At 64.3% G+C, this 14,704-nt stretch carries 13 protein-coding genes and 1 pseudogene; 10 read left to right on the top strand and 4 right to left on the bottom strand.

What is annotated here, in order from left to right; translation table 11 throughout:
• Positions 1 to 45: 45 nt before the first annotated feature.
• The 4 genes from A5709_RS26540 to A5709_RS26525 are packed head-to-tail and all read left to right on the top strand — an operon-like array spanning position 46 to position 3,941.
• The gene (locus tag A5709_RS26540; protein ID WP_068011901.1) at positions 46 to 876 is read left to right on the top strand and encodes an HpcH/HpaI aldolase/citrate lyase family protein; all 831 of its coding nucleotides are present in this window, start codon (positions 46 to 48) and stop codon (positions 874 to 876) included.
• A 43-nt stretch (positions 877 to 919) separates the two neighbouring features.
• Complete coding sequence (locus A5709_RS26535; protein ID WP_068011900.1) at positions 920 to 2,038, top strand: TauD/TfdA family dioxygenase; 1,119 nt, start codon at positions 920 to 922, stop codon at positions 2,036 to 2,038.
• Entirely contained in the window at positions 2,035 to 3,120 is a 1,086-nt protein-coding gene (locus tag A5709_RS26530; RefSeq protein WP_068011899.1) for a hydroxyacid dehydrogenase, read from the top strand. The genes A5709_RS26535 and A5709_RS26530 overlap by 4 nt, the downstream gene beginning before the upstream one ends.
• Complete coding sequence (locus A5709_RS26525) at positions 3,117 to 3,941, top strand: enoyl-CoA hydratase/isomerase family protein (protein WP_068011898.1); 825 nt, start codon at positions 3,117 to 3,119, stop codon at positions 3,939 to 3,941. The genes A5709_RS26530 and A5709_RS26525 overlap by 4 nt, the downstream gene beginning before the upstream one ends.
• 30 nt (positions 3,942 to 3,971) lie before the next feature.
• Here A5709_RS26525 and A5709_RS26520 read toward each other — a convergent pair whose 3' ends face one another.
• Positions 3,972 to 5,159, bottom strand: coding sequence for an amidohydrolase family protein (locus tag A5709_RS26520; protein WP_068011897.1), 1,188 nt, complete (start codon positions 5,157 to 5,159; stop codon positions 3,972 to 3,974).
• A 298-nt stretch (positions 5,160 to 5,457) separates the two neighbouring features.
• On the opposite strand from A5709_RS26520, the gene A5709_RS26515 reads away from it, so the two are divergent.
• Positions 5,458 to 6,249: a TetR/AcrR family transcriptional regulator gene (locus A5709_RS26515; protein ID WP_068011896.1), complete on the top strand. Its 792-nt coding sequence runs from the start codon at positions 5,458 to 5,460 to the stop codon at positions 6,247 to 6,249.
• Here the strand turns inward: A5709_RS26515 and A5709_RS26510 are convergent.
• Positions 6,238 to 7,410, bottom strand: a complete 1,173-nt coding sequence (locus A5709_RS26510) for an acyl-CoA dehydrogenase family protein (protein WP_068011895.1) — start codon at positions 7,408 to 7,410, stop codon at positions 6,238 to 6,240. The genes A5709_RS26515 and A5709_RS26510 overlap by 12 nt on opposite strands.
• A gap of 105 nt (positions 7,411 to 7,515) precedes the next feature.
• Between A5709_RS26510 and A5709_RS26505 the strand changes: the two genes are divergently transcribed.
• Complete coding sequence (locus A5709_RS26505) at positions 7,516 to 8,535, top strand: acyl-CoA dehydrogenase family protein (RefSeq protein WP_068011952.1); 1,020 nt, start codon at positions 7,516 to 7,518, stop codon at positions 8,533 to 8,535.
• On the opposite strand, the pseudogene A5709_RS26500 reads toward A5709_RS26505, so the two are convergent.
• Positions 8,514 to 8,929, bottom strand: a pseudogene (locus A5709_RS26500) (PaaI family thioesterase). The gene A5709_RS26505 and the pseudogene A5709_RS26500 sit on opposite strands and share 22 nt — an antisense overlap.
• Before the next feature lie 38 nt (positions 8,930 to 8,967).
• The gene (locus tag A5709_RS26495; RefSeq protein WP_068011951.1) at positions 8,968 to 9,876 is read right to left on the bottom strand and encodes an enoyl-CoA hydratase; all 909 of its coding nucleotides are present in this window, start codon (positions 9,874 to 9,876) and stop codon (positions 8,968 to 8,970) included.
• Between the two features lie 126 nt (positions 9,877 to 10,002).
• Between A5709_RS26495 and A5709_RS26490 the strand changes: the two genes are divergently transcribed.
• From A5709_RS26490 to fadD4, 4 genes are read left to right on the top strand one after another with little or no spacing between them, the layout of a single operon-like run.
• On the top strand, positions 10,003 to 11,088 hold the full coding sequence (locus A5709_RS26490) for a dihydrodipicolinate reductase (protein ID WP_068123743.1): 1,086 nt from the start codon (positions 10,003 to 10,005) through the stop codon (positions 11,086 to 11,088).
• A 44-nt stretch (positions 11,089 to 11,132) separates the two neighbouring features.
• Positions 11,133 to 11,744: a nitroreductase family protein gene (locus tag A5709_RS26485; RefSeq protein ID WP_068011949.1), complete on the top strand. Its 612-nt coding sequence runs from the start codon at positions 11,133 to 11,135 to the stop codon at positions 11,742 to 11,744.
• Positions 11,741 to 12,679: a TIGR03619 family F420-dependent LLM class oxidoreductase gene (locus A5709_RS26480; RefSeq protein ID WP_068123681.1), complete on the top strand. Its 939-nt coding sequence runs from the start codon at positions 11,741 to 11,743 to the stop codon at positions 12,677 to 12,679. Before A5709_RS26485 ends, A5709_RS26480 begins: the two co-directional genes overlap by 4 nt.
• A 42-nt stretch (positions 12,680 to 12,721) precedes the next feature.
• Entirely contained in the window at positions 12,722 to 14,251 is a 1,530-nt protein-coding gene (gene fadD4 / locus A5709_RS26475) for a fatty-acid--CoA ligase FadD4 (RefSeq protein ID WP_068011893.1), read from the top strand.
• Positions 14,252 to 14,704 lie beyond the last annotated feature (453 nt).

The following is a 14,704-nucleotide window of genomic DNA, read 5'->3' as shown; positions in this document are numbered from 1 at the left end:
GGTTATCACACCGTCGTCCGCTCGATAACGGCAGTTCGCAGAAATATGGAAACCACATTCTCGGTCGGCTACCGTGAGCCTATGACGACGGCGCTGCGGGACGCCCTACGGGGGCAATCGCTTGTGCTGTGCCTGGCTCTGCTCAACTCACGCACCCCCGATGTTCCCGCGGTCGCGGCGGCATGCGGGTACGACGCCGTGTATGTCGATCTCGAACACACATCCACGTCGTTGGAAAGCGCGCAAATGCTTTGCATGAGCGCACTCGGAGCGGGGATCTCCGGTTTGGTGCGGGTGCCGTCGCACGACCCTACTGTCATTGCACGAGTATTGGATGGTGGGGCGGTTGGAGTCATTGTCCCGCATGTAAATTCAAAATCCGAGGCCGAATCCATCGTCCACGCCGCGCGGTTCCCACCGATCGGCCATCGGTCGATCTCGGGCCCCAATGCGGTCAGCGGATTCCAGCAGCGCGCGGCGCCGCAACTGGTGGAGGTGCTCGAACAACGCACGGTCGTGGCCGTGATGATCGAGACGCCGGAGGCCGTCGGTGCAGCCGAATCCATTGCCTCGGTCGAAGGCATCGACATGATCCTCGTCGGACCGAGCGATCTAACGGCCGAAATGGGCATCCACGGGCAGTATGAGAATGAACATTTCCAGTGTGCAGTAGAATCGGTGGCGGCGGCTTGTCGTAGTCACGGCGTGGCGCTCGGGATGGCCGGAATAAAGTCCCTTGAACTGCTCAGGCGGTTCGTGGGACTGGGATTGCGATTCATCTCGGCGGGGACTGACATCGGGATGATGACGGAGGCGGCCACAACGCGCGCAGAGGCGCTCCGCAGCTTGGACAAGTCACCGCGGGAACCGATTTGACGAGACGAAACCACTAACCGAGCCAATCCATCAGGAGGACCGGATGCCGACAGCCATCTATACCGAACCCGTCACTGACACGATGGCGTGGACCGGAGCCGACTTCACGAGCAAGGAGGACTTCGCCTTCGACCTGTCGGCCCGCAACGTGGCTGCGCTGGAATCGATCCTGGCCAAGACGGCACACAAGGACCGGGATGACATCACGCCCGAGGACGCTCGGCACCCGGACCTCGATGACGATCTGGCCCGGCTCTACCGGGATGTGATGTTCGGCAAGGGCCTGGCCTGCGTCCGCGGGTTTCCTGTCGAACAGCACTCGATAGAGGAACTCGAACGAATCTACTGGGCCTTCTGTACCCACCTCGGCTATCTCGTGTCGAACAACTCCTTCGGTCACCGGATGGTGCGCGTGCAGGAGGAAATCCTGCCGGGCGGCGTGCAACCCGCCCGTGGAACCAAGTCTCGGGCCGAGTTGGCCATGCACAACGATGCCGCCGACATCCTTTCGCTGCTGTGCGTGTATCCGGCGGCGCAGGGCGGCGAGAGCCAGTTCGCCAGCGGCCCCGCGGCACACAACCGGGTTCTCGCGGAACGGCCGGATCTGCTCGACGTGCTCTACCGGGGCTTCCCGCATCATCGGCGCAGCGAACAGCCCGACGACCAGCCCGACGTGACGCCCTACGATGTGCCCGTCTTCTCCCAAATCGACGGACGGATATGCATCAACTTCACCTACAGCAGCATCCTGCCCGCGATGCACGCCCTGGGCCGTGAGTTCACGCCGCAGGAGGTCGAAGCGGTGGATCTACTGCGCAACATCCTGGTCGAGCAGCAGGTCGAATTCCGACTGGAATCCGGCGAGGCCGCGGTGGCCAACAACTTCGCGATGTGCCATTCGCGGTCCGACTTCGTCAGCAGCAATGACCCGAAGAAGGCACGCTGCTTCCTGCGGGCGTGGATGGAAGTACCGCGCGAAGACCGCCGACTGCCGATCGGCCGTGAATATTTCCACATGGAGAACAAGGACCTGCGCCTCGGGTACGACGTCGTCGAGGGCCGCGACGGCGCCATCGCCCGCAACGACTACAAGAACGTCAACGCCGAACTGGCCGACATGTTCAAGGCGGCGCAGGCGAAACCCAAAGTCAAGAACACGTGAGCGCTCGTCCGCGCCTGGTTTACGAGCGGTGGACGGATCCCGTCGCCGGGGAGATTCTCGAAAGCGCTGACATCGATCTGGTCAGGCTCGACTTGACGGCGGCCGAGACGGACAGCTGGGCCGTCCTGGAATCCGCACACGGATACCAGGTCGCCACCCGCACGGACGTGGCTGGCTACGCCGGCGGTTCGCAGTGGCTGGCCGGGCCGGCTTTGCTGCGGCGGTGCGAGAAGCTTCTCGCCGTGTGCTCGGCAGGCGCAGGGTACGACGTCATCGATGTGGACGCGTGCACGCGCGCCGGAATTGCGGTGTGCAACAACTCCGGGCCGGGCGCGGAGGCGGTCGCCGAGCACGCGCTGGGCTTCATGCTCGACCTGGCCAAGAAGATCACGGCGGCCGACCGGATGCTGCGAGCCGGCCCCCTGAGAGACCGAATGGCGTTGCGGGGCAGTCAGTTGACGGGGAAAACACTTGGCGTCGTCGGGCTCGGGGCAATCGGCGGTCGCCTGGTTGAGCTGTGCGCGCCGTTCGACATGGAGGTCCTGGTCTTCGACCCCTACCTCGACGAGGCGAGCGCGCGAGCACGTGGGGTGCGAGTCGTCGCGCTTGCCGAACTCCTCGAGCGCTCCGACTTCGTCCAGGTGACCTGCCCGCTGACCAGCGAGACCGAGGGGCTCATCGGCAGGACGCAGTTCGCGGCGATGAAGCCGACCGCGTTCTTCATCACGACAGCGCGTGGACCCGTCCATGACGAAACCGCGCTGCTCGAGGCGCTCACCAGTGGAGGCATCGCCGGGGCGGGCCTGGATGTGTTCCATCAGGAACCGCCGCGTCAGGACAATCCGCTGCTGCATCTTGACAACGTGGTCGCGACACCACATACGGCGGGGATCACGGTCGAGGCAGCCCGCGATATCGCTGTCGCCACGGCCACGCAGTGGAAGACGATCTTCGACGGCGGTATGCCACCGCGCCTGTTGAATCCCGACGTCTGGCCACGCTTCTGCGATCGATTTCAGGACATATTTGGATTTCGGCCAACCGCCACAACCGTTTTGGAGAGTGGGGGGCGCATCAGGTGAGGCACTACGAAACGATTGGCGTCGAGGTGCGGGGTCACACCGCTTGTGTGACCCTCAACCGTCCTGAGGTCCTCAATGCGATCAACGACGAGATGATCGCCGAATTGTCCGACGCCTACTCCGAAATCGAACGTTCCCAGGACATCTGGACGGTGATCCTCACCGGCGCCGGACGCGCCCTGTGCGTCGGAGCGGACGTCAATAAGGCGGCCGACCACGACATGGAGAATGCCGCCGGTATCGACAATCAGGGCGAGCCCATCCTCGCCTCGATGCGGCAGTGGGACGCACCCCAAGAGGCGACGCCGCCGTGGCTGCAGATGACCAAGCCAATCATCTGCGCCGTCAACGGCATCGCCTGCGGAGCGGGACTGGACCTGGTGACGACCGCGGACATCACCGTCGCGTCGGAGCGCGCAACGTTGATGGATCCGCATGTCAGCATCGGAGTGACGTCCGGGCGCGAAGGGGTGCGGCTTGCCCGGATCCTGCCGCTCCCGGTTGCGATGCGCTTGATCTTGATGGGCAAGCACGAACGACTCGAGGCCCAGCGCGCCTACGACCTGGGTATCTTCACCGAGGTAGTCGCGCACGACTCATTGATGACCCGAGCGTGGGAGATCGCCGACATCGTCAATTCCAATGCGCCACTGGCGGTGCGAGGTTCACGGATGGCCGTGCGCAAGGGCCTCACGCTGCCGATCTATGAGGCCGAACTGCTCGCCGAAAACTATCGCATGAAGGTCGCGCTGACCAAGGACGCCGTCGAGGGGCCGCGGGCCTTCCTCGAGAAGCGCAGACCCGATTGGAAGGCCTTGTAAAGCCCGGCTTGAAGGTCGCGGGCCGGGCTGTCACACCATGCCGAAGAACGTTTTGGCGTTGGTGGACAACACCTTCCGCTTCGTCTCCTCGTCCAGACCCTCCGTCGCCTTGCTGGCGACCTCTTGACTCCTCGGCCAGTTCGTGTCGTTGTGCGGGTAGTCGGTCTCGAACATCAGCTGGTCTGGACCGACGAGATCGAGGATGCGGAACGCGACCGGGTCACCGAAGGTGGAGAAGTAGACGCGCCCGGGCACCTGGCTGCTCGGCGGTTCGGTCAGCAGCGGATGGATGCCACCCCAGGCCCGACGGTCTTCCCACACCTCGTCGACGCGCTGCAGGTAGTAGGGGATCCAGCCGGCCTGCGCCTCGGCGAACGCGATTTTGAGGTCCGGAAACTGGACGAGCTTGGCGGAGAACAGCCAGTCGACCAAGGCGATGGTGCAGTTAACCGCCATGAGCGCGCTGGTGACCACGTGCGGAGAGTCGGGTGAGGACTTCGTGAGCGAAGAACTCGAGCCGATGTGCAACATGATGCCCACTTGGTTGCGCTCACAGGCGGCGAAGAACGGGTCCCAGTAGCCGCTGTGGATGGACGGCAGATCGAGACGGCTGGGTAGCTCGGAGAAACACACGGCGCGCATTCCTTTGGCGGCAACCCTTTCGACCTCCTTCGCGGCGAGTTCGACGTCCCAAAGGGGGATGATGCCAAGTGGGATCAGCCGCCCGTTCGAACTGCCGCCCCATTCGTCGATCTGGAAGTCGTTGTACGCCTCGACGCACAATCTGGCGAGTTCCTTGTCCTTGCCGTACAGAAACCGTTGGCCGCAGAAGCGGACCAGCGTGTTGGGGAAGCAGGCCGACGCTTCGATGCCGGCAATGTCCATGTCCGCGAGCCGGTCCGCTGGACGGAAGCAGCCCGGGCGCATCTCGTCGTAGGTGATCGGGTCGGTGCTGAGCTCGTCGAGGTCGTAGCCGGCGGCAGCGCTGATCAGTGGGATCGGGATGACGGCGTCCTCATAGCGCCAGATATCCGCGTCGCGGCCGTCGGCATCCTCGACGAATGCGACATCAGAAGTGACGCTGGGATCCATGCGTCCCTTGGTGCGAACGATCCGCGGCCCGATGTCGCGATAGCGCTCCGGCAACCTGCTTGTCCACAGATCGGCCGGCTCCACCAAGTGGTCGTCCGGCGAAACGATCAGAATGTCTGCACTCAACGCTGCACTCCTTCGACGGCCTGTGGCTCAATTACGGCGCACTGATTCGCAGATGAGAATCACCGTTTCCACGGTACCGCACGCGATTCGATACCAGTACCCGGGATGCGCGGAGGGGTTGAACCTGCGTGAAGCCCCGGGCTCCGGCGGGCTTCCGCAAGCATCCGCGCCGGGCGGCCGGGGCCATCGGCAAACGCAGCAGAGCCTGGAAACCAGCAATTACGTAAAGTGACAATCAACATACACGTGTATGTAGGTCGCACATTTTCTCCGGCAGGCGGGTATTCTTGTGCGCACTATGCCTACGAAGAAGCCTGCCAGCCGCGAGATCGAAACCGGCTTGGAACTGGTTGACAACGATGTTGAGCTGGCCGGTACGTGGCAGCAGCGCACGATCGAGCGGCGCCTGAGCACGGCGCGGGCCCGCGCCCTGGCCCGCAGTTCGCGGTTTCTGGCCACCGCGCTGGAGTTGGTGGAGGAGTCGGGTAAGGCCGACTTCACGATCCAGACGCTTATCGACAGGTCGAACCTGAGCCTGCGAGCGTTCTACCAACACTTCGCGGGTAAAGAAGAACTCTTGTTGGCGCTTTACGAGAACGTCACGAGTCAGTTCACCGAGGACATCCGGCAGGAGGTCGCCGCGGCCGACGGCCCGATGGAGCAACTCGAGGCCTTTTGCCGAGGGGTGCTGTCTCGCGCCGAGTCTTCGGAAGCGGTCGGCGGCCGGGTCATGACGATCTACAACCTGAGCCTCGAGATCGAGCGGCCGGACGACTTTGCCAAAGTGTGGGAGCCCCACCAGAAGTTGCTGACGAAGATCATCACCTCGTGTGCCCGCGCGGGATTGGTCCGCACGGACATGACCCCCGCGCAGTTGACCACATTGCTGAACACCACGCTCACCGCACTGGCGCAGATTGGCGTCTTCCACCTGGGCGGCGGCAAGGGCCCCAAGCTAACGGAGGACCAGTTGTGGGCGTGGTGCAAACAGGCCGTCACGCCGCCCATCGCCGGCGTCAAGGCCAGACCTGCACGCAAGGCCGGGCCACGGACGGCCCCGACGCGCCGGGTCAAGAAGTTAACGGGGTAGGCCGAGCCCTCGCTGCGCGATGATCGACCGCTGGATCTCGCTGGTGCCCGCGTAGATCGTGGTGCCTAGCGAGAAACGCAGCGAGTGTTCGAACCGCCCGTGCTCTGGCGCAGTGGGCTCGAGGTAGCTACGCAGGCCGTCAGCGCCGACCAATTCGACCACGTCTTGGCTGGCGCGCTCGAGCGCCTCGGTGCTGAACACCTTGGACATCGGGCCCTCGGCCACCGGTATGTCGCCCTGCTCGTGGATCCACACGCACCGCCGCTGGAGTAGCATCGACACCTCAGTTTCCATGGCGACTCGGGCAAGCCGGCGCCGGACGTCGGCACTGGCGATCGGCGGTGCGCCATCCTCGGACCGGGTGGTGGTGGCCCAGTGTTCGGCATGGTCCAACAGTCGAATCAGGTGCGGGCCCCACCCGGATGCGTGCTCGTATCGTAACGAAAGCCCCAGCACCTCCCAACCGCCGTCGATGTCGCCAATCCGCCACTCGTCTCCAATGCGGACGTCGCTGTAGAAAGTGATGTTGGTGCGCTCTCCGGAAAGGGTCCAGACCGCTTGTGCCTCAAAGCCATCCGACGCGCAAGGCACGAGAAACATCGTGAGCCCCTTGTGCTTGGGCTTGTCGGGGCTGGTGCGTGCGAGCAGGAATATGAAATCGGCGATGTGACCGTTGGTGGTGAACATCTTGGAGCCGTTGATCACCCAGTCGGCGTCCTCTCCCGATCCAGCGCGGACGGCCCTGGTGGCAGCCGCCGCGACGTCCGACCCGCATTCGGGTTCGGTGAAGCCGAGCGCGATGGTGATGTCACCGTTGATGGCTCCGGCCAGGATGCGATCCTTCAACTCGGGAGTGCCGATTTCGCGGATGATCGACGCCACCATCCTGGTCGTTTCGGACAGGTACATCGGCGCGTCACAGCGCATGAGCTCTTCTTTGACAACCTGCTCGTCCCATGCGTTGCGGTTCTGGCCGCCGAGTTCGCCGGGCCAGCCCGGTGCGAAATACCCTTTGTCGACGAGACCTTTGGCGAACCCGTCGTCGTGTGCGACGCCGGTCCGATAGATGCGCTCCTCGAACTCCGGGCTCAACACATCCCGAAGGTGAGCTCGGACCCCATCGCGGAAGCTCGCCGTGTCGGCGTCGAGCTGAAAATGCATATGCCTAGGCCAATCTCTCGTCGCACGCATCCCCGTGCGGTGCGCGGGGTAATGCTAATCTCAATTCTGAGAGTAACCATATCCGCACGTGAGGGAATGACTTTCGTGGACCTGACGTTAACGAGCGAACAGAGGCAACTGGCGGATTCGTTCGCCGCACTGTTCACGCGCGAGTCGACCTCCGAGCGCATCCGGGCGGCTGAGCCGTCGGGCTTCGATCTCAAGCTGTGGAAGGCGCTGCTAGAGATAGGTGCCGTTGAGATGGCGGTCGATGAGGCTGCCGGAGGATGGGGCGCCTCGGTGCTGGACCTTGGGTTGATCGCCGAACAATGCGGCCGCGCACTCGCCTCCGCACCGGTTATCGAAGCGCAGGTCGCCGCCTGGACGCTCGCCGAGTCCGGTGAGACCGGCGCCGGGTTGCTGGGCGCGGTTCTCGCAGGCGAACGACTGGTTACGTTCGCGCCTCGCAATGCATGCGCCCGGCGGTTGGGGCTGGTGCCCGGAGGGGCGGTGGCAGACCACGTCATTGCCCTTTCGGAGGGACGGTTGCTGGCAGTGCCGGTCGGTGACAACCGCATCTCGGTGACAAACCTCGCATCAATGCCGTTGGCTGACATCACCATTGGGGATGAGCCCGTCGTGCTGGCCGACGGAGCCGGGGCGAGCGAGCTATTCTCGCGCGCGCTCGACCTGTGGCTGGCAATGACCGCGCTCGCGTTGGCCGGCGCGGCGAAGCGGGCGGTTGAGATCGGCGTTGACTACGCCAAACAACGACACGCCTTCGGCGCCGCAATCGGTTCCTTCCAAGCCGTGTCTCACCCGCTGGCCGACAGCGCCACCGCCGCCGATGGGGCTCGGTTGCTCGGCCTGAAGGCGGCCTGCGCCTTCACCGACGAGCCCGACCGCGTACGCGAACTGGCCGCCATGGCCTTCGCCTTCGCCTATGAGACGGCGCGGGACGCGACGCGACATAGCCTGCACACCCACGGCGGATACGGATTCGGTATGGAGGGTGACATCCAGCTGTACTACCGTCGGGTCCGCGGCTGGGCAATGGTTTTCGGCGATCCCGCGACCGCATTGGACCGCGTCGCCGATGCGCGTTACGGGGTGGCCGCCGGCTGACCGGGACCGCGGGACGCCAGGATTGCGAAACTCAGTGTCGCCCGCGCCGCGAGGCGGTCTCGTCCCACGTCCCACACGTCGACACCGACCACGATCATCCGCTTCCCTGCGCGCAGCAGTGTGGCGCTCGCACGCGCGGGGCCCTCGACGATCGGTGCCAGGAAATGGATCGACATGTCGGCGGTGCCCGCACCGCCACCGTCACCGGCATGCTTGACGGCAAGTCGGCCCCCGGCCACCTCGATGAGCGTGGCGACCAACCCCCCTGCAGCGCCCCGCGGTAGTTCACCAGGTCCGGTCGGTTGTGCAGGTCGACGATGACGGACTCGGGTGTGTCGACGACGTCGTAGAACGGCAGCTGGCCAAATAGGTGGCCGGGGATGGTCACCCCCATCGGTTGTGGCGCCGGTTGGTCGGACAAAGACGGGGAGGTCACGCCTCGGACCGGACCTGGTCCTTGACCGCCAGGACAACCGGGGGAGCGGTCCGCCAGTTCGGTACCCCTTGAGCCTCGCCAGCGGTCGGAAGCTTGTCTTCGCGGATCTGCGCCCAATGCGAGTGATTCAGTTGGTGCAACGAGAAACATGATTGCAGCGCGTTGTAGAAGCCCATGTTGTCGACGGACTGGTTCACCGATTCCTTGATCAGCAGGGCCGCCATAGTGGGCACTTTGGTGATGCGTCTTGCCAGCTCGAGTGTGCGCTCGGGCAGTTCGTCGCGTTGGAAGATCTTGCTGACCATGCCGAGGCGATAGGCCTCTTCGATCCCGATCGCGTCGCCGGTCAGCATGAGCTCCTTGGTGCGCCGCGGCCCGAACTCCCAGGGATGGCCGAAGTACTCCATCCCGCACATACCCAACCGGGTACCGACCACATCGGCGAAGCGCACCTCTTCGCTTCCGACGATGAGGTCACATGCCCATATCAGCATGAGTCCCGCCGAGAAGACGTCGCCGCGCACCTGCGCGATGGTGATTTTTCGGAGGTTGCGCCAGCGGAGGTTGTTCTGAAAGAAGTAGTGCCATTCCTGCAGCATGGTCCTTTCCGCACCGTCGCGCGTCCCGCCATTGATGGTCACGGTGGGGTGCTGGGCCGGGCCGGGGCTGAACTCGGCGCGCGCTTGCTTGGAACCGATGTCGTGACCCGATGAGAACATCGGGCCTTCGCCGGCGAGGATGACGACACGGACGGCGTCGTCGGCCTCCGCCCGCGTGAATGCGTCATCGAGTTCGACCAGCATGCCGCGGTTCTGGGCGTTGCGTTGCTCGGGGCGGTTCAGCGAAATCCGGACGATCATGCCGTCATCGAAGGTGTCCCACTTCAAGAATTCGTAATCGTGCAGCACTGGCCCCGCTCCTCATCAAGTCCGGTAATGGTGTTATCTCTCTATGAGAAGATATGTTCTCACGATTTGGGTCGATGACGGCCGGAAGGGGTGCCGATGGCGGCCGATCAACGAAAGCCTCGAGTGATTCTTTGGGGTCCGGGTCAGGTGGGTGTCGGCGCGCTGCGCGCCCTCATCGCGCACCCGGGGCTGGAGTTGGCCGCCGTGGTCGTCCACGCCGAAGTCAAGGACGGCAGGGATGCGGGTGACCTGTGCGGAATGCCGGCGACCGGTGTCATCGCCACGCGGGACGTCGGTGCCGCACTGTCGACGGACGCCGACGTGGTCGCGTATTTCGCCTCCGGAGACTATCGCTACCACGAGGCGGCACAGGACATTGCGCGCTGCCTGCGCTCGGGCAAGGATGTGGTGTGCACCTCGCTGGTGCCGATGTGCTACCCGCCCGCCGCAGACAAGGAAACGGTCAGACTCCTCGAGGAGGCGTGCGCCGAGGGCGGCGCCAGCTTCTTCAACAGCGGTGTCGACCCCGGATGGGCCAACGACGTGATTGCGCTGACCATGACGGGCTTCAGCAGCCGCGTCGACGGCATCACCATGCTCGAGATACTGGACTATGGGCCCATCAACCAACCCGACATCATGTTCGATTTCATGGGTTTCGGTTGCCACCCGGACCATCCGGCGCCGCTGTTCGAGACCGAGCGCCTGGCCGCATTGTGGGCACCAACTGTGCATCTCGTTGCCGACGGCATCGGCCTGCCACTTGATTTCGTCGACACGACCATTGAAAAATGGTTGGCCACAACACGATACGAGGTCGCGTCGGGATGGATCGAACCCGGGACCGTGGGAGGAATGCGATTCAGGCTGGCCGGAATGGTGGGCGGTGAGGAGCGCGTAACCCTCGAACACGTCACTCGCATGGGCGAAGGCGCCGCGCCGGACTGGCCGCGGCACCCCTCACCGCACGGTGGTTACCGAGTCATCGTCGACGGCATGCCGACCTACACCGTCGACATCGAAATGCATGGCCGCGGGAATAACATGCGCGGCCTGACCTACGCGACCGTCATGCGTGAGCTGAACGCGATTCCCGCCGTGATGGCCGCGCCGCCAGGCTTGCTGTCTACCCTTGATCTGCCACTGGTGACCGGCCCGGTGCGCGGCGGAACCTGGCGGGGCGTGCTGCCCGCGAAGGGGGCGCCGTGAGCGAGCGGGACATCGCGCGGACGTCAACCGACGTCTGGGAGGTGATGCGCACCGCGTCGGCGGTCCGGCGCTACCGCGACGAACCCGTCTCCGATGAGGTGATCGAGAGCTGCCTGCGGGCGGCGAGCTGGGCGCCGTCCGGAGGCAATCAGCAGCCGTGGAAGTTCGTCGTGCTGCGATCGAGCAGCTTGCGCGACGTCATCACGGCGGCGGCCCGCAACACGTGGGAAATAATGACCGACTTCTACAGCATTTCCCTGCCCGACGACCGGGCCGACGACCCCAAATCGCGCGTGCTGCGAACGATGGCCGAACACATGACCGTTGGGGGCGCAGCACCCGTTCTAGTGCTGTTCTGTGTCCAGCCGCAGCGTGGAACCACCGAACTCCAGCAGGGCGGGTCCATTTTTCCCGCCGTGCAGAACTTCCTGCTCGCGGCGCGCGCGCAGGGCCTCGGCGCCGCCATCACCCTGTGGCACGGGTCGTGCGAGGATCAATTGCGGTCAATGGTCGGAATCCCCGACGACTGGAAGGTCGCTACCCTGCTGACGGTCGGTTGGCCCAAGGGCGGGCATCATGCGGTGCGGCGAAAGTCGCTGAAAGAGGTTGCGGCGATCGATCGTTGGGACCGGCCTTGGAGTAAGGCAAGGGAGTGACGGTGCGCTATCCGGAAATCTCGCTGTACTTGCGGACCTTTACCGATGGCCCGCAGCATGATTGGCGCCTCACGCTGGCATCGGCACGGGCAATGGATATTGCGGGCATCGACCGTGTCGTCGTCTCCGACCATGTGGTGTTCGGCGAGAACCTGGAGGCATACGCCGATCCCTCGGTGGGCGGTGCGTCCGGCGGCCGCCAACCCACCGGGCCCGACGGCAGCTGGCTGGAACCGCTCATCGTCCTCACGGCGATCGCTGCCACCACCGAGCGCATCCGACTCGGGACATCGATACTGCTGGCCGCCCTGCGGCGGCCCGCGGTCCTGGCCAAACAGCTGGCGACATTGGACGTGCTCTCCGGCGGTCGCGTCGATCTCGGCGTCGGGGTGGGTTGGCAACGAGAGGAATACGAGGCCGCCGGACTGTCATTCGCTCACCGCGGGCGGCTGCTGGATCACACGTTGGAAGTCTGCAAGACGCTGTGGACCGAACGACGCGCGTCCTATGATTCGCCCGAACTGTCCTTCGACGCGATCCACCAAATGCCGAAGCCGGTGCAACCCGGTGGCGTGCCGTGTTGGATCAGCGGGACGGTGAACGACGCGGTCGCCCGGCGAATCGCGCGCTTCGGCAGCGGTTGGATTCCCTGGGGTTCGGCATTTGCCGACCTCCCCGCGGCGATAACGACAATGAAGGACCGGGTATCCGCATTCGGCGGCGAGGTCGGCAATTTACAAGTTCAAGGCGTCGCGCGCGCCGTGCAGGGCGACGGCGGATCGATCGACTACGCCGCATCGGTCGCGTCGATACCGGCACTGGTCGCGGCAGGTGTGACCGACGTCCGCTTCACGGTGGCGGTGCCGGAGGACAGAGAGCAAGCAGTCGAGGTCCTGTCGCCGCTCGTGAAGGCGTTCCACGACATCACGCGCTGATGCACCGACGCCGCCGGATCGAGCGGGAATCGATGGTCCTCCATGCAGTTACGTGATTACGCCGGATCCGCGAAACCCGCTGTGATCCTCTATCCTTCGGGGGCGTTCGTCAGCTTCGCAGACCTCGAAGCCGGAGCGAACAGACTCGCGCACTTCCTGCGACGATCGGGGTTGATCGCCGGGGACACCGTCGCGATCCTGATGGAGAATAACGAGCACGTCCACACAGCGATGTGGGCGGCCAAGCGCAGCGGACTGTACTACACGCTGGTCAACACCAACCTGGGCCACTCCGAGATCGCCTACGTCATGGCAGACAGTGGCGCAAAGGCCATCATCTCCTCGCGGGCGATGCGCGATGTATGCCAGCAGCTGTCCGACCAGCTCCGGGATGGCCTGCCAGCCGTCGCGTTGATCGCCGATGATGATCTCCACGGGTGGCGGCGTTACCCGGACTGCGTGGCCGCCGAACCTTCGACGCCGATCGCCGACGAGTGTGACGGCCAGCTGTTGCAGTATTCCGCCGGCAGCACCGGCCGTCCCAAGGGGATCCGCAGGCCGCTGAAATCGCCGAATTCCGGCGTTTCGAGTTTGTCGACACCCGTCTTCGAGGCGCTTGGCGTAAGCCGTGACTCGGTCTACTTGAGCCCCGCCCCCACCTACCACACGGCGCCGGCCATGTGGACTATGGCCGCCCAAGCCATCGGCGCGACAACGGTTCTCATGCAGAAGTTCGACGCCGAGGGGGCCCTGGAATGCATACAACGTCATGGCGTCACGCATGCGCAATTTGTGCCGACGATGTTCGTCCGGATGCTGCGCCTACCCCAAGAGATCAGGGCGCGTTACAACACATCCACGTTGCGCCGCGTCGTCCATGCCGCCGCGCCATGCCCACCCGAGATCAAGCGACAGATGATCGACTGGTGGGGCCCGATCGTGGACGAGTACTACGGGTCATCCGAAGGCGCGGGCATCTCCTTCATCCGCGCTGACGACTGGCTTGCCCACCCGGGATCGGTCGGCAAGCCGGTGCTCGGCACGCCGCACATCCTCGACGAGGAGGGTCGTGAGCTCGGACCCGGCCAGGTCGGTGAGATCTATTACGAGGGTGGTTATCCGTTCGAGTACCTCAACGATGAAGCGCAGACGGCCGCGGCGCGCAGCGCGCAGGGGTGGGTCACCGTGGGCGATGTCGGCTATCTCGATGAAGAGGGCTACCTATATCTCACCGATCGCCGCAACCACATGATCATCTCCGGCGGGGTGAACATCTACCCTCAAGAGACCGAGAACCATCTCATCAGCCATCCGCTCGTCGTCGATGCCGCCGTGTTCGGTCTGCCCGACCCGGTGATGGGGCAAAAGGTGACCGCCGTGGTGCAACTGTCGGATCCCGCTCTGGCTTCCACGAGACTCGCCGAGGAACTGATCACCTGGCTGCGGAATCGCCTGGCGCACTACAAGTGTCCACGCGGGCTGTACTTCGAGGCGCACCTACCGCGCACTGATGCCGGCAAGCTGTATAAGCGAGAGCTGATCGAGAAGTACACGGCTGTCCCCGAAGAATAGCTTCTGCGTCATGGGCTTACGAAGGTGAAGCACAAGTTTTTCATCTGCGCCGCTGCTATGGGCTGAGAAGCGGCGTTCTGATTTAACGGGAATAATTGTTCTCTTTGAAGAGAGCGGATATTCGCATACAATTGCCCCCGGCGCTGGGCGGGTCGCCGGGAGTCGTCGTTGACCCGCCGCCGCTTCAGTGGCTGCGGGGACAGATCGAATGGGGGCGCCGAATGGTTTCGACACCCCGGTGCCCGCTCAGCCGCTCGATTACCGTGTTGATATCAACTGCGACGTGTTCGCTGTTGAGGGCATATCCGGGCTCTATCGGCTCAGGCGCGGAGCGCTCTGGGGCGATCAGATGCACATACTTCGTGCCTCAACCGTTGTTGAGGCTACGTCAACTCGAACGTTCCCCGGGATGAGGTGCACCTGAGCCGGATCCATCGCGAGATGAATCGCAGC

Source organism: Mycobacterium sp. E1386 (assembly GCF_001672745.1).
Classification (GTDB): Bacteria; Actinomycetota; Actinomycetes; order Mycobacteriales; family Mycobacteriaceae; genus Mycobacterium.
Note: the sequence above shows the minus strand (reverse complement) of the source record. Positions and strands in the feature narration are given on the sequence as shown.